The following is a 13,819-nucleotide window of genomic DNA, read 5'->3' on the forward strand; positions in this document are numbered from 1 at the left end:
CCCGCCATTATCGGCGGTATCGCCAGCCTGATAGCGAGCCAGCAGGCATGGCCATTGTCGCTGCTATGCACTTTGCTGGCCGTGGGCGCGCTGCTTTGCGTAGTGCTCGCGCCCGGCCGTCGAACCACTTAGAACGCGCTGCGGAAAATCTCCTCGATCTGCCGCTGATCCGCCTTCCGTGGATTGGTCAGTCCACAGGCGTCTTTCATGGCATTGCTGGCAAGCACCGGGATGTCGTTGAGCCTGGCACCGAGCTCACGTAAGCCGGCGGGGATTTCCACGTCCCTGGCCAGAGTGCGAATGGCCGCGATCGCTGCCTGAGCACCCTCCTCGGGGCTGAACCCGCGAATGTCGGCGCCCATCGCGCGGGCAACATCGGTCAGGCGGTCGGCGCAGACCAGCGCGTTGAAACTTTGCACATGAGGCAGCAGCACCGCATTGCACACACCATGGGGCAAGTCGTAGAACCCGCCTAGCTGGTGAGCCATCGCGTGAACATAGCCAAGCGACGCATTGTTGAACGCCATACCGGCGAGGAACTGCGCGTAAGCCATGTTTTCCCGCGCAATCATGTCACTGCCGTCGCGTACGGCCAGGCGCAGGTTATTGCTGATCAAGGTGATGGCTTTCAGCGCACAGGCATCGGTAATCGGGTTGGCCGCCGTGGAGACGTAGGCTTCGATGGCGTGGGTCAGCGCGTCCATGCCGGTGGCGGCAGTCAGGCCCTTGGGCATGGCGACCATCAGCGCCGGATCGTTGACTGACAGCAGCGGCGTGACGTTGCGATCGACGATGGCCATTTTCACGTGACGGGATTCGTCGGTGATGATGCAAAAACGGGTCATCTCGCTGGCAGTGCCGGCGGTGGTGTTGATCGCGATCAGCGGCAGTTGCGGTTTGGTCGACTGGTCGACACCTTCGTAGTCACGAATCGTGCCACCGTTTGTAGCGCACAAGGCGATGCCCTTGGCGCAGTCGTGAGGCGAACCGCCACCCAGCGACACCACGAAATCACAGCGACTTTCCTTGAGCAGGCCCAGGCCAAGTTCGACGTTGGCGATGCTCGGATTCGGCTTGGCGCCGTCGAAGATCACCGAGTCGATGTCCTGGCTCGCCAGTTTCTCGGCAATCATCGTCGCCACGCCAGCCTTGGCCAGCCCGGTGTCGGTGACGATCAGCGCCTTGCGAAACCCATACTTGCGAATGGCGTCCATGGCTTCGTCAAGGCAACCGGTGCCCATGATGTTCACGGCGGGGATGAAAAACGTACTGCTCATGCGCGAGTCTCCTGGCTGAAACCGAAATCGGCGACGCCGATTTGGCGGATACACACAGGATCGACCCATTAGTCATGCGGTAACTTGATCTGGCTCAAGTCCGGGTCGTGATAAAGTCGCCGTCCATCAGACCTTTTGCTTTGAGACAACGAACGCAATGACCGATTTCCAGGATGTCGATGCCCAACTTGAAGACTGGAACGCCTTGCGCACCGCCGCCTCTTTCGGCGGCCTGCTGGTGGGTAACGGCGCCAGTCGTGCGGTATGGGACGACTTCGGCTATGACTCGCTGTTCGAAAACGCCCGCACCGTCGAAGAAAAGCCTCTGAGCCAATCCGAGCTGAGCGTGTTCGACGCGATGCAGACGCGCAGTTTCGAGCAAGTGCTTGGGGCGCTGAAAACCACCAGCCGGGTCAACAAGGCGTTGGCCGTCAGCTCTGCCGCACCGCGCAACCGCTATTACGCGATCAAGGAAGCGCTGATCAACACCGTGCATGCGGTGCACATCCCTTGGCGGTTGGTGGTGCCCTCGACACTGGCGACAATCAATCAGGAACTGGGCAGCTATCGAACGGTGTTCACCACCAATTACGACTTGCTCAACTACTGGGCGATCCAGCATCGGCCAGACGTTATTACCGATCTGTTCCAGGGCACCGAGCCGCGCTTTGATTTGAGCCTGACCGCGACAGACAAAACCCGGCTGCTGTACCTGCACGGTGGCCTGCATCTGGTGCGCAATCAGGACGGCACGGCGCGTAAATTGATGTCGACCGAGGGAACGTTGCTGGGCAGTTTCGCCATCAACAATACAATCAAGACCCTCGACGACGTGCCCCTGTTCGTCAACGAAGGTCCGACCCAGGACAAGCTCAAGACCATTCGCAGCTCCGATTACCTGTCGTTCTGCTACGACCAGCTACTGGGCCATGGCGATGGGCTGTGCATCTTCGGGCATGCCCTTGGCGAGCAGGACAGCCACATCATTCATGCATTGCGCCAGGCGAAACCGAAGACAGCGGCGATCTCGATTTACCCGCGCAGCAAGGCGTTCATCCAGCATCAGAAGCGGCATTACACGAAGGTGTTTGAGGGGACGGGAGTGGAGCTGCGGTTTTTTGACTCGAAGACGCATGCGCTGGGTAGTCCGAAGCTGACCGTACCGGTCGAGGTTTAGGTCAAGATCAAAAGATCGCAGCCTTCGGCAGCTCCTGCACAGATCGGCGCAGGAGCTGCCGAAGGCTGCGATCTTTTAGAGACACCTCATTCCTCGCTGCTATGCACCACCACCAGCAACTGCGCCTGAACCTCGCCCACTGACCTGATGCGATGCGGCTTCTGCGCATTGAAGTGCAGCGCATCCCCACGGTTGAGCAGCACGCGCTCGTTCATGAAGTCCACTTCCACCTGCCCTTCGTGGACGAACAAAAACTCTTCCCCCAAGTGTTCCTTGAAGGTTTTGTCGGTGAACTCGGTCGGCGGGTAGATGATGAACGGCAGCAAACTGCGCTCACTGACCTGATGGGCCAGCACCGCATAACCCGGGCTCTGGTCATTGGCGGCCAGCGATTGGCGTTCGTCGCTGCGCACCAGGCTGTAGCTGTCGAGGCTCACGTTGTCTTCGGAAAACAATTCCTCGACCTTCACGTTCAGCGCCTTGGCCAGTTTCAGGGCGGCGGCGATCGACGGGGTATTCAACCCACGCTCGACTTTCGACAGATAGCTCTTGGTCATACCGGATTTTTCGGCCAGGGCCTCCAGCGTCACGCCAAGTTTTTTTCTCAATAATTTCAAACGGATAGACATGCGGAGCGATTAATCCATCAAGGAGGCAACGATTTGTCCTTGCCAATGACACAAAGTGTCATATAGCCTCTTTAGTGTCATTTGCATGATCCACCGAAGGACACCGACATGGCCAAGACATTAGCACTACCCAAAGAGCAACTGGTCAAGCAAGCGCTGACACAGATGCAAAATACCCTGGCGGATAATACGTGGACCGACCGGCAAAAGCTGGCCCTGACCTGCCGCATTCTGTTCGAAAACGGCCACGACTCCGGCCTGGCCGGGCAAATCACCGCCCGCGGCCCGCAGCCGGGTACCTATTACACTCAGCAATTGGGCCTGGGTTTCGACGAGATCACTGCAGGCAATCTGCTGCTGGTCAACGAAGACCTGGAAGTGCTTGAAGGCCATGGCATGCCCAACCCGGCCAACCGTTTCCACAGCTGGGTGTACCGCGCCCGGCCGGACGTGAACTGCATCATCCACACGCACCCGACCCACATCGCCGCGCTGTCGATGCTCGAAGTACCGTTGCAGATTTCCCACATGGACCTCTGCCCGCTCTACGACGACTGCGCGTTTCTCGAAGGCTGGCCGGGTGTGCCGGTGGGCAACGAAGAAGGTGAACTGATTGCCGCAGCCTTGGGCGACAAGCGGGCGATCCTGCTTTCCCACCACGGCCAACTGTCCACCGGCGCGAGCATTGAAGAAGCCTGTGTCATTGCGCAACTGATCGAACGCGCAGCGAAGTTGCAGTTGCTGGCCATGGCCGCGGGGGCGATCAAACCGATTCTTCCCGAGCTGGGCCGCGAAGCCCATGACTGGATCGCCAGGCCGAAACGTCACGCCGCCGCTTTCAACTACTACGCTCGGCAGAACCTGCGTCAACACGCCGATTGCCTGAACTGAAACCACTCATTTTCAAGAGGAGAGTCGCCATGTCGACCCCAAACATTCACGGCATCATCGGCTACACCATCACCCCCTTCACCGCCAATGGCGAAGGCGTTGATCTCGACGCGCTCGGGCGTTCCATCGACCGCCTGATCGACAGCGGCGTCCACGCCATCGCTCCATTGGGCAGCACCGGCGAAGGCGCTTATCTGAGCGACGCGGAATGGGATCAGGTCAGCGAATTCAGCATCAGGCGGGTGGCCAAACGCGTACCGACCATCGTCAGCGTGTCCGACCTGACCACCGCCAAAGCCGTACGCCGTGCGCGCTTCGCCGAAGCCCACGGCGCCGACGTGGTGATGCTGCTGCCGGCGTCCTACTGGAAACTCAGCGAGGCGGAAATCCTCGCCCATTACCGCGCCATCGGCGAGAGCATCGGCGTGCCGATCATGCTCTACAACAACCCGGCCACCAGCGGCACCGACATGTCGGTGGAACTGATCCTGCGGATTTTCCATGCCGTCGACAACGTCACCATGGTCAAGGAAAGCACCGGCGACATTCAACGCATGCACAAACTGCAACTGCTGGGCGAAGGTCAGGTGCCGTTCTATAACGGCTGCAATCCATTGGCGCTGGAAGCGTTCGCGGCCGGCGCGAAAGGCTGGTGCACGGCGGCGCCGAATCTGATTCCACAGCTCAATCTCGACTTGTACGAAGCCGTGTTGGCCAACGATCTGAGCAAGGCGCGGGCACTGTTCTATCGTCAGTTGCCGCTGCTGGATTTCATCCTCAAGGGTGGTTTGCCAGCGACTATCAAGGGGGGGTTGCGCATGACCGGGCTGGAAGCGGGTGACCCGCGACTGCCGGTGTTTCCGTTGGGCGAGGCCGGGCGCGGTCAGTTGCAGGGGTTGTTGAACGCATTGCGCTGATCGTCAGCCACACACAAAACCAATGTGGGAGCGAGCCTGCTCGCGATAGCGGTCTGACATTCAACATTTAGTTTGACTGTTATGACCTCATCGCGAGCAGGCTCGCTCCCACATTAGGTATCCGGTGTGTTTAGAGCACCGGCAAGGTTTTGTCCTTGATCACCGTGGTCGGGCCGTTGGCTTTGACGCTGGCGATGCCTTTATCCCGCGCGGCATCCGATGAGTAGGATTCGCTGCTGCCGATGATCTGATGGTTGGCAGCCTTGAGGTTGAAGTAAGGATGACCATCCTTGGTGGTTTTTTTCTCGTAGCGTTCGTCCAGCGGACTGTTGGCCTGAACCGAGGCGATACCGCTGTCGGCCGCGCCGCGCGTGGTGTACAGCTCGCTGGTCAGAATGGTTTCGGCATTGGCCGCTTTCAATACAAACTTGAACTGACCGTTGCTGGTCTTGCTCACTTCGTACCATCCAGACATGCTTTTTCTCCTTGGCGATTGAGAGGTTTGCGCTTCAGAGTAAAGACCAAGTCAGGATTTCTGTCGCCTGTACCGCCCCCTTCGCGAGCAAGCCCGCTCCCACAAGGGATTGATGTACACAAATCCACTGTAGGAGCGAGGCTTGCCCGCGAAGGCGTCCTCAAAACTGATACAAACCGACCTATTTCACCGCCGCCCGTACCACCGACAACTCAGGTGCCTGCACCCGCCGCTGGCTCAGATACCGCATACAACTCACTCGCAAGAACGAGGCGAAATTCACCACTTCGCCGCGGTAGTCCATCACCTCTTCATAGAGCTTGGCGATCAACTGATTGGTGGTCATACCGTCGACCTCGGCGATTTCGCTGAGGATGTCCCAGAACTGATTCTCCAGCCGCAGGGTGGTGACCACCCCGCAGATGCGCAGCGAGCGGGAGCGCGACTCGTAGAGAATCGGATCGGCCTTGACGTAGAGCTCGCACATGGACAGGTCCCTCGTTACAGCGTGATTTTGGTGCCCAGCAACCCGAGAAAACCGGCGAGCCAGCTCGGGTGCGCCGGCCAGGCGGGGGCAGTGGCCAGATTGCCTTGAACATGACCTTGCGTCACCGGGATATCGATGAACGTGCCGCCAGCCAGGCGCACTTCCGGAGCGCACGCCGGGTAGGCGCTGCACTCGCGACCTTCGAGAATCCCTGCGGCGGCCAAGAGTTGCGCACCGTGACACACGGCGGCGATCGGTTTGCCGGCCTTGTCGAACGCTCGCACCAGGTCCAGGACTTTTTCGTTCAGGCGCAGGTACTCCGGCGCACGACCGCCTGGCACCAGCAGCGCGTCGTAGTCCGCAGCGTCGACTTTGGCGAAATCGAAGTTCAGGGCAAACAGGTGACCGGGCTTTTCGCTGTAGGTCTGGTCGCCTTCGAAGTCATGGATTGCCGTGCGCACGGTCTGGCCGGCGGTTTTGTCCGGGCAAACGGCATGTACCGTGTGGCCGACCATCAGCAGCGCCTGGAACGGCACCATCACTTCATAGTCTTCGACGTAATCACCGACCAGCATCAGAATTTTTTTAGCAGCCATGGGGAGGACTCCTCTGGAAAATGCGTGGGCATGCAGGAGTATTCAAAGTAGTCCTTATCCGGCGGGGTGGGTAATAACCAGCTACTACGGCGTTATCGTTCTTCGCGGGCAAGCCTCGCTCCTACAGGTTTTGCATCGGCCGCAAGAACGGCACAAGACCTGTAGGAGCGAGGCTTGCCCGCGAAGAGGCCCTCAAACTGTACGGATAACTCCACGCTTAGCTGTAACAGAGCAACCCCCGCGATTTGTGGCTAGATGATGACTCTTCCCGCCACCCTGATTCTGGTTGCCATCATGTCCTCGCGCGAAAACACCGGCATGGCCCTCGGCCTGCTCGGCGTCGTTATCTTCAGCCTGACCCTGCCCTTCACACGGATCGTCGTGCAGGAACTCCATCCGCTGCTCAACGGCCTGGGCCGGGCGCTGTTTGCGGCAATTCCGGCAGCGCTTTTATTGCTGTGGCACCGTGAAAAATGGCCCACGTGGAAACAGGTCAAAGGCCTGACGCTGGTGATCGCGGGGGTCATCCTTGGTTTCCCGGTGCTGTCGGCCTGGGCCATGCAGACGTTGCCCGCCTCCCACGGCGCACTGGTCAATGGCTTGCAACCGCTGTGCGTGGCGCTGTATGCCGCGTGGCTGTCCCATGAGCGTCCGTCGAAACCCTTCTGGGCCTGCGCCGCGTTGGGCAGTGCGCTGGTGCTCGGTTATGCGCTGATCAGCGGCGCCGGCAGTATTCAGGCCGGTGATTTACTGATGCTCAGCGCAATTGCCGTAGGTGGGTTGGGTTATGCCGAAGGCGGCCGGTTGGCCAGGGAGATGGGGGGCTGGCAGGTGATCTGTTGGGCGCTGGTGCTGTCGACGCCGCTGCTGATCGGTCCGGTGGTGTATCTGGCGCTGCAACACCAAGGCGAGATTTCGGCCAAAACCTGGTGGGCCTTCGGTTACGTCTCGCTGTTTTCACAGTTCATCGGGTTCTTTGCCTGGTACGCGGGGCTGGCCATGGGCGGCATTGCCCGGGTCAGCCAGATCCAGTTGCTGCAGATCTTCTTCACGATCGCGTTTTCGGCGCTGTTCTTCGGTGAGCATGTCGAGCCGATTACCTGGCTGTTTGCCGCCGGGGTGATCGTGACGGTGATGTTGGGGCGCAAGACGGCGGTGCAACCCGCGCGTGTTGCCACGGCCTAATCCTGTAGGAGCCAGCGGTGCGGCAAGCCTGGCTCCTACAGAATTAGCGGCGACCGTCGCCCCGCGACCGTCGTCCCACAGCAGCGATCAGAGGTAGCCGTCAGCCCGCAGCAATGTTTCCAGGCAATGTTCGCTGATGTGGTAGAAATCCTTCAGTTCCTGAATCTTCACCAACAACGGAGCCGGATCCACTGGTTCGGCGCGTTTGACCGCCAGGATCATCTTGTTCTTGTTGGTGTGGTCCAGCGAGATGAACTCAAAAACCTTGGTCTCATAACCGCAGGCTTCCAGAAACAGTGCACGCAAACTGTCAGTGACCATTTCCGCCTGCTGGCCCAGGTGCAGGCCGTATTGCAGCATTGGCTTGAGCAGCGCCGGGCTCTGGATCTGCAGGCGGATCTGTTTGTGGCAGCACGGCGAGCACATGATGATCGAAGCGCCAGAACGAATGCCGGTGTGAATCGCATAGTCGGTGGCGATGTCGCAGGCATGCAACGCGATCATCACGTCCAGCTCGCTCGGCGCGACGCTGCGCACGTCACCGCATTTGAACACCAGCCCCGGATGCTCCAGCTTCGCCGCCGCGCTGTTGCACAGGTTGACCATGTCTTCGCGCAGTTCGACGCCGGTCACCTCGCCCTCGGCCTTCAGGGTGTTGCGCAAGTAGTCGTGGATCGCGAACGTCAGGTAGCCCTTGCCCGAGCCGAAATCCGCCACCCGCACGGGTTTGTCCAGCGCCAGTGGCGACGAAGTCAGCGCATGGCTGAAGACTTCGATGAACTTGTTGATCTGCTTCCACTTGCGCGACATCGCCGGGATCAGCTCATGTTGCGCGTTGGTCACGCCGAGGTCTTTGAGGAACGGCCGGCTCAGGTCGAGGAAACGGTTCTTCTCGCGGTTGTGCTCGGCGGACGGTACTTCGCGCAATTGCTGAGGTTTGCTCTTGAACAGCGAAGATTTGCCCTTTTTGCTGTATTCGAGCTGGGCTTCGTCGGTCAATGACAGTAAATGCGCATTTTTGAACGATGCGGGCAACAACGCGGCAATGGTCGCCACCCCTTCGGCAAGCGGCAGGTTCTTGGTGATATCGCGGGTCTTGTAGCGATAGACGAAGGACAGGCACGGCTGATCCTTGACCGTCAGCTGCTTGATGATCAGCCGCTGCAAGTCCGCTTCGCCACCGACGTACTTGGCCAGCACCAGTTTGATGAAGGCATTCTGATCGAGGCTGGCTTGCAGCAGATCGATGAACTGGGCGTGATGATCCGGCACGAGGCTGGCGGGAGTGGCGGTGACAGACATGGAAAAAACGGCCTCGGGCGGTGCGAATCGGAGAATGGCGGGTATTTTAGGGGGGATGGCCGTTCGGGACACGCAGTTATTTACCGAACGGTGCGAATCGCGAGGCAAGTCGAGTTCCCCGTGGCGAGGGGACTTGTCCCCGTTCGGCTGCGCAGCAGTCGTAAAACCTGAGAACTCGGTCTAACCGATGAATCGAATGGGGCCGCTTCGCGACCCAACGGGGACAAGTCCCCTCGCCACAATGATGTGTGTCAAATCCGGAGCGTGAAATCAGCTCAACACCACCAACCGATTCGGCAACTCATTGCGCACATGAGTCACCGGCACATGCACCTTGAGCAACTCGCCGCATGCCTCGATGCACGTCACAAACCCTTGCAACGTCTGCCCCTGTTTCACCTGCTGCGTAAACGCCGCCACAATTGCGTCCCAGTTCTTGTTGTCCAGCCGTTTGGAAATGCCTTCATCCACCAGGATCTCCACATAGCGCTCGGCCTCGGAGACGAAAATCAGCATGCCGGTGCTGCCCACGGTGTGGTGCAGGTTTTGCTCCAGGAACTGCCGGCGCGCCAGGTTCGACGCCCGCCAGTGACGGACAGAGCGCGGGATCAGGCGCGTGGTGACTTTCGGGATCCGGAACACCAGGCACAACACGATGAAGCTGAGCCATTGCACCAGCAACAGGCTGTGCATGGTCAGCCAGCCCGTCAGGTAATGCACGATACCCGGCACCACCAGCGCCAGCAGGCTGGCCCAGAGCAGCGGGATATACGCGTAATCGTCGGCGCGGGCCGCCAGCACCGTGACCAGTTCGGCGTCGGTGTCGCGCTCGACCCGGGCAATCGCCTCGGCGACTTTGCGTTGTTCGTGTTCAGTCAGTAATGCCATGTTTATGAATGCCTGCTCGCTATTGTTGTTTTTACCTGCAGTATCACCAGCCGCCCGACGATCCACCACCCCCGAAACTGCCCCCGCCGCCGCTGAAGCCCCCGCCGCCGCCACCGCCAAAACCTCCGCCGCCCAAGCCCCCTCCCGAGCCGCCACGGCCTCCTCCGCTTGGCAGAATACCGAACATCTGGCCGATGAAGATCGTCAGGATAAACAGCAACACCAGGAACACGAACAACCCCGGATGCCGCCCAACAAAATCACTCTCCTGATCACCACGCGGTTCATACACCGTCGACGGCTCGTCCAGCGGATTGCCGCCCAGTACCACCAGCATCGCCGCGACCCCGTCGCTGATGCCTTTGCTGAAGTTGCCGGCCTTGAACGCGGGCGTGATCACCTGATGGATGATCACCGAACTCTGCGCATCGGTCAGGCGCCCTTCCAGGCCATAACCGACTTCGATCCGCAGCTTGCGCTCGTCACGCGCGACGATCAGCAACGCGCCGTTGTTCTTGTCCTTCTGGCCGATGCCCCAGTAGCGCCCCAATTGATAACCGAAATCCGCGATGTCGGTGCCCTGCAAGTCCGGCAACGTCACCACCACCAACTGCTCGCCGGTGGTTTTTTCATGGGCGTTGAGCTGTTGCGTCAGTTGCTCGCGCACCGCAGGCTCGATCATCTGGGCGTTGTCCACCACCCGCCCGGTCAGTTCCGGGAACTTCAACTCGGCCTGGGCCGTCAGGGCAAACACCCAGAACAGCAGCACCAGGCCCACTTTCAACACGCGCATTGGCAACCTCATCCTTGGTGACGCTTCTAGCCCGTTCCGGCGCTTACTGGAACTTCACTTCTGGCGCTTTCTCCGCGCCGGGGCTGGTGGCCTCGAAAGTTTCGCGGATCGGCAGATCGCTATACATCACGGTGTGCCACAGGCGACCGGGAAAGGTGCGGATCTCGGTATTGTATTTCTGCACCGCCAGGATGAAGTCGCGACGCGCCACGGCGATGCGGTTCTCGGTGCCTTCAAGTTGCGATTGCAGCGCCAGGAAGTTCTGGTTGGCCTTGAGGTCCGGGTAGCGCTCGGACACCACCATCAACCGGCTCAGCGCACCGGTCAGCTGATTCTGCGCCTGTTCGTACTGTTTGAGTTTTTCCGGATTATCCAGCGTGCTGGCATCCACCTGAATCGACGTGGCCTTGGCCCGGGCTTCGATCACCGCGGTCAGGGTTTCTTGCTCGTGCTGGGCATAACCCTTGACCGTTTCCACCAGGTTGGGAATCAGGTCGGCGCGACGCTGGTACTGGTTCTGCACCTGACCCCAGGCGCCCTTGGCCTGTTCGTCGAGGGTCGGGATATTGTTGATGCCGCAGCCGGCAAGCAGTGTTGTCAGCAACATCAAGGCTGCAACCTGCAGGCTCGACCGATAATGGTGTCGTACATTCATCTGGTTGATGCTCCCTTGCACATTCCGTTGATGAAACAACCTGCGAACTTTCAACCCGGCTCTTGGGGCATAATCTGCGCCGCTACTGGATTGCAACGAGCCAATGGGCTAAAAGATGGCCCAGCGCGGACACACTGCACAAGTGTGTCTGCATTTACCTGAACAACAATAGTCGCTCCCTAAATTTTGGCTGACCGGCGCGTATTCACTGCCGTTTAGGCTTTCGAGAAAACTATTCATGAAGAAGCTGTGTTTGCTGGGCCTGTTCGTCAGCCTGGCCAGTCATACCGTATTGGCCGCCACGACGCCCGCACCTATAGAGAACAAGGACGCCTTCATCAGCCACCTGATGAAGCAAATGACCCTCGATGAAAAGATCGGCCAATTACGCCTGATCAGCATCGGCCCGGAAATGCCGCGCGAGATGATCCGCAAGGAGATCGCCGCCGGCAATATCGGCGGCACCTTCAACTCGATCACCCGCGCCGAAAACCGTCCGATGCAGGATGCGGCCATGCGCAGCCGGTTGAAGATCCCGATGTTCTTCGCCTATGACGTAATCCACGGCCACCGCACCATTTTCCCGATTCCGCTGGCCCTGGCCTCGAGCTGGGACATGGACGCCATTGGCCTGTCGGGGCGCATCGCCGCCAAGGAAGCGGCGGCTGACAGCCTCGACATCACCTTCGCGCCGATGGTCGACATCTCCCGCGACCCACGCTGGGGCCGCACGTCCGAAGGCTTCGGCGAAGACACCTACCTGGTTTCGCGGATCGCCGGCGTAATGGTCAAGGCGTTCCAGGGTACCGGTGCGAACGCGGCCGACAGCATCATGGCCAGCGTCAAGCATTTTGCCTTGTACGGTGCGGTCGAGGGCGGTCGCGACTACAACGTCGTCGACATGAGCCCGGTCAAGATGTACCAGGATTACCTGCCACCGTACCGCGCCGCCATCGACGCCGGTGCTGGCGGGGTGATGGTTGCGCTGAACTCGATCAACGGCGTGCCGGCCACCGCCAACACCTGGCTGATGAACGACCTGCTGCGCAAGGAATGGGGCTTCAAAGGCCTGGCGGTCAGTGATCACGGGGCGATTTTCGAGCTGATCAAGCACGGCGTCGCCGCTGACGGTCGCGAAGCCGCGAAGCTGGCGATCAAGGCCGGCATCGACATGAGCATGAACGACACCCTCTATGGCAAGGAATTGCCAGGGCTGTTGAAGGCCGGTGAGATCGAACAGAAAGACATCGACAATGCCGTGCGTGAAGTGCTCGCCGCCAAGTACGACATGGGCCTGTTCAAAGACCCGTACCTGCGCATCGGCAAGGCCGAGGATGACCCGGCCGACACCTACGCCGAAAGCCGTCTGCACCGCGCCGAAGCCCGTGATGTGGCGCGTCGCAGTCTGGTGCTGCTGAAGAACCAGGGCGACACCCTGCCGTTGAAGAAAACCGCAAAAATCGCGCTGGTCGGTCCACTGGCCAAGGCACCGATCGACATGATGGGCAGTTGGGCTGCCGCTGGCCGGCCGGCGCAATCGGTAACCCTGTTCGACGGCATGACCCACGCTCTCGGCGCGCAGTCAACGCTGATCTACGCCCGCGGCGCGAATATCACCAGCGACAAGAAAATCCTCGATTACCTGAACTTCCTCAACTTCGACGCGCCAGAAGTGGTGGATGACCCGCGTCCGGCCAACGTGTTGATCGATGAAGCGGTGAAAGCCGCGCAACAGGCCGATGTAGTGGTGGCAGCGGTGGGCGAATCCCGTGGCATGTCCCACGAATCGTCGAGCCGTACCGACCTGAACATTCCGGCCAACCAGCGCGAGTTGATCAGGGCGTTGAAGGCCACCGGCAAACCGCTGGTGTTGGTATTGATGAACGGCCGTCCGCTGTCGATTCTCGAAGAGAAAGAGCAGGCTGACGCGATTCTGGAAACCTGGTTCAGCGGCACCGAAGGCGGCAACGCCATTGCTGACGTGCTGTTCGGCGACTACAACCCGTCGGGCAAACTGCCAATCACCGTCCCGCGCTCGGTGGGTCAGATTCCGACCTACTACAACCACCTGAGCATTGGCCGGCCGTTCACGCCGGGCAAACCGGGCAACTACACCTCGCAGTATTTCGAAGACACCACCGGGCCGCTGTTCCCGTTCGGCTTCGGCCTGAGCTACACCCAGTTCAGCCTGACCGACATGGCCCTGTCGTCGACCACACTGAACAAGACCGGCAAGCTCGACGCCAGCGTCGTGGTGAAGAACACCGGCAAGCGTGACGGCGAAACCGTGGTGCAGCTGTACATCCAGGACGTGACCGGCTCGATGATCCGCCCGGTCAAGGAGCTGAAGAACTTCCAGAAAGTTTTGGTCAAGGCCGGCGAACAGAAAGTCGTGCACTTCACCATCACCGAGGATGACCTGAAGTTCTACAACGCCCAGCTCAAGTACGCCGCGGAACCGGGCAAGTTCAACGTGCAGATCGGCCTGGACTCCCAGGACGTGACGCAGCAGAGCTTTGAGTTGCTGTAATTAGTCATACGCCACAA

Annotated in this window: 14 protein-coding genes and 1 pseudogene; 6 read left to right on the forward strand and 9 right to left on the reverse strand. The window is 59.9% G+C overall.

From position 1 onward, the window contains the following. Positions 1 to 132, forward strand: a pseudogene (locus PMI30_RS31715) (MFS transporter); the annotation flags it as partial. Here the strand turns inward: PMI30_RS31715 and yiaY are convergent. After that, a complete protein-coding gene (yiaY, locus tag PMI30_RS12305) occupies positions 129 to 1,277 on the reverse strand; it encodes an L-threonine dehydrogenase (RefSeq protein ID WP_008010820.1) in 1,149 nt (382 codons plus the stop codon). The pseudogene PMI30_RS31715 and the gene yiaY sit on opposite strands and share 4 nt — an antisense overlap. 157 nt (positions 1,278 to 1,434) lie before the next feature. Here yiaY and PMI30_RS12300 point away from each other — a divergent pair, with 157 nt between their 5' ends. After that, complete coding sequence (locus tag PMI30_RS12300) at positions 1,435 to 2,454, forward strand: DUF4917 family protein (protein WP_008010822.1); 1,020 nt, start codon at positions 1,435 to 1,437, stop codon at positions 2,452 to 2,454. Positions 2,455 to 2,540: 86 nt separating this feature from the next. Here the strand turns inward: PMI30_RS12300 and PMI30_RS12295 are convergent, their stop codons facing one another. Then, on the reverse strand, positions 2,541 to 3,083 hold the full coding sequence (locus tag PMI30_RS12295) for a helix-turn-helix domain-containing protein (protein WP_008010824.1): 543 nt from the start codon (positions 3,081 to 3,083) through the stop codon (positions 2,541 to 2,543). Between the two features lie 108 nt (positions 3,084 to 3,191). On the opposite strand from PMI30_RS12295, the gene PMI30_RS12290 reads away from it, so the two are divergent. Together PMI30_RS12290 and PMI30_RS12285 are read left to right on the forward strand one after the other, a co-directional pair. After that, the gene (locus tag PMI30_RS12290) at positions 3,192 to 3,974 is read left to right on the forward strand and encodes an aldolase (RefSeq protein ID WP_008010826.1); all 783 of its coding nucleotides are present in this window, start codon (positions 3,192 to 3,194) and stop codon (positions 3,972 to 3,974) included. A gap of 29 nt (positions 3,975 to 4,003) precedes the next feature. Beyond that, the gene (locus PMI30_RS12285) at positions 4,004 to 4,891 is read left to right on the forward strand and encodes a dihydrodipicolinate synthase family protein (RefSeq protein WP_008010827.1); all 888 of its coding nucleotides are present in this window, start codon (positions 4,004 to 4,006) and stop codon (positions 4,889 to 4,891) included. Positions 4,892 to 5,021: 130 nt separating this feature from the next. Here PMI30_RS12285 and PMI30_RS12280 read toward each other — a convergent pair whose 3' ends face one another. The 3 genes from PMI30_RS12280 to PMI30_RS12270 all read right to left on the reverse strand — a co-directional run bounded on the left by PMI30_RS12280 (position 5,022) and on the right by PMI30_RS12270 (position 6,449). Next, a complete protein-coding gene (locus PMI30_RS12280) occupies positions 5,022 to 5,366 on the reverse strand; it encodes a YegP family protein (protein WP_008010829.1) in 345 nt (114 codons plus the stop codon). A gap of 181 nt (positions 5,367 to 5,547) precedes the next feature. Further along, entirely contained in the window at positions 5,548 to 5,853 is a 306-nt protein-coding gene (locus PMI30_RS12275) for a ribbon-helix-helix domain-containing protein (protein ID WP_008010831.1), read from the reverse strand. Between the two features lie 14 nt (positions 5,854 to 5,867). Further along, positions 5,868 to 6,449, reverse strand: a complete 582-nt coding sequence (locus tag PMI30_RS12270; protein ID WP_008010833.1) for a DJ-1/PfpI family protein — start codon at positions 6,447 to 6,449, stop codon at positions 5,868 to 5,870. A 294-nt stretch (positions 6,450 to 6,743) separates the two neighbouring features. Between PMI30_RS12270 and PMI30_RS12265 the strand changes: the two genes are divergently transcribed. Continuing rightward, positions 6,744 to 7,634, forward strand: coding sequence for a DMT family transporter (locus PMI30_RS12265; RefSeq protein WP_032835634.1), 891 nt, complete (start codon positions 6,744 to 6,746; stop codon positions 7,632 to 7,634). Between the two features lie 87 nt (positions 7,635 to 7,721). Here the strand turns inward: PMI30_RS12265 and PMI30_RS12260 are convergent, their stop codons facing one another. From PMI30_RS12260 to PMI30_RS12245, 4 genes are all read right to left on the reverse strand, one after another. Beyond that, positions 7,722 to 8,936: a class I SAM-dependent methyltransferase gene (locus PMI30_RS12260; protein ID WP_008010838.1), complete on the reverse strand. Its 1,215-nt coding sequence runs from the start codon at positions 8,934 to 8,936 to the stop codon at positions 7,722 to 7,724. A 270-nt stretch (positions 8,937 to 9,206) separates the two neighbouring features. Next, positions 9,207 to 9,824 carry a TPM domain-containing protein gene (locus tag PMI30_RS12255; RefSeq protein ID WP_007903764.1) on the reverse strand — a complete coding sequence of 206 codons (618 nt, stop codon included), beginning with the start codon at positions 9,822 to 9,824 and terminating at the stop codon, positions 9,207 to 9,209. A gap of 43 nt (positions 9,825 to 9,867) precedes the next feature. Then, positions 9,868 to 10,617 carry a TPM domain-containing protein gene (locus tag PMI30_RS12250; RefSeq protein WP_008010844.1) on the reverse strand — a complete coding sequence of 250 codons (750 nt, stop codon included), beginning with the start codon at positions 10,615 to 10,617 and terminating at the stop codon, positions 9,868 to 9,870. A 43-nt stretch (positions 10,618 to 10,660) separates the two neighbouring features. Then, on the reverse strand, positions 10,661 to 11,272 hold the full coding sequence (locus tag PMI30_RS12245) for a LemA family protein (protein WP_008010846.1): 612 nt from the start codon (positions 11,270 to 11,272) through the stop codon (positions 10,661 to 10,663). 238 nt (positions 11,273 to 11,510) lie between these two features. On the opposite strand from PMI30_RS12245, the gene bglX reads away from it, so the two are divergent. Further along, positions 11,511 to 13,802 carry a beta-glucosidase BglX gene (bglX, locus tag PMI30_RS12240; protein WP_008010848.1) on the forward strand — a complete coding sequence of 764 codons (2,292 nt, stop codon included), beginning with the start codon at positions 11,511 to 11,513 and terminating at the stop codon, positions 13,800 to 13,802. Positions 13,803 to 13,819: the final 17 nt, after the last annotated feature.

It is taken from the genome of Pseudomonas sp. GM50, assembly GCF_000282375.1.
GTDB lineage: Bacteria > Pseudomonadota > Gammaproteobacteria > Pseudomonadales > Pseudomonadaceae > Aquipseudomonas.

What these genes read in the sequence shown, in the direction of transcription:
- yiaY (WP_008010820.1), bottom strand. Translation starts at nt 1,277, where the DNA reads ATGAGCAGTACGTTTTTCATCCCCGCCGTGAACATCATGGGCACCGGT.
- PMI30_RS12300 (WP_008010822.1), top strand. Translation starts at nt 1,435, where the DNA reads ATGACCGATTTCCAGGATGTCGATGCCCAACTTGAAGACTGGAACGCC.
- PMI30_RS12295 (WP_008010824.1), bottom strand. Translation starts at nt 3,083, where the DNA reads ATGTCTATCCGTTTGAAATTATTGAGAAAAAAACTTGGCGTGACGCTG.
- PMI30_RS12290 (WP_008010826.1), top strand. Translation starts at nt 3,192, where the DNA reads ATGGCCAAGACATTAGCACTACCCAAAGAGCAACTGGTCAAGCAAGCG.
- PMI30_RS12285 (WP_008010827.1), top strand. Translation starts at nt 4,004, where the DNA reads ATGTCGACCCCAAACATTCACGGCATCATCGGCTACACCATCACCCCC.
- PMI30_RS12280 (WP_008010829.1), bottom strand. Translation starts at nt 5,366, where the DNA reads ATGTCTGGATGGTACGAAGTGAGCAAGACCAGCAACGGTCAGTTCAAG.
- PMI30_RS12275 (WP_008010831.1), bottom strand. Translation starts at nt 5,853, where the DNA reads ATGTGCGAGCTCTACGTCAAGGCCGATCCGATTCTCTACGAGTCGCGC.
- PMI30_RS12270 (WP_008010833.1), bottom strand. Translation starts at nt 6,449, where the DNA reads ATGGCTGCTAAAAAAATTCTGATGCTGGTCGGTGATTACGTCGAAGAC.
- PMI30_RS12265 (WP_032835634.1), top strand. Translation starts at nt 6,744, where the DNA reads ATGTCCTCGCGCGAAAACACCGGCATGGCCCTCGGCCTGCTCGGCGTC.
- PMI30_RS12260 (WP_008010838.1), bottom strand. Translation starts at nt 8,936, where the DNA reads ATGTCTGTCACCGCCACTCCCGCCAGCCTCGTGCCGGATCATCACGCC.
- PMI30_RS12255 (WP_007903764.1), bottom strand. Translation starts at nt 9,824, where the DNA reads ATGGCATTACTGACTGAACACGAACAACGCAAAGTCGCCGAGGCGATT.
- PMI30_RS12250 (WP_008010844.1), bottom strand. Translation starts at nt 10,617, where the DNA reads ATGCGCGTGTTGAAAGTGGGCCTGGTGCTGCTGTTCTGGGTGTTTGCC.
- PMI30_RS12245 (WP_008010846.1), bottom strand. Translation starts at nt 11,272, where the DNA reads ATGAATGTACGACACCATTATCGGTCGAGCCTGCAGGTTGCAGCCTTG.
- bglX (WP_008010848.1), top strand. Translation starts at nt 11,511, where the DNA reads ATGAAGAAGCTGTGTTTGCTGGGCCTGTTCGTCAGCCTGGCCAGTCAT.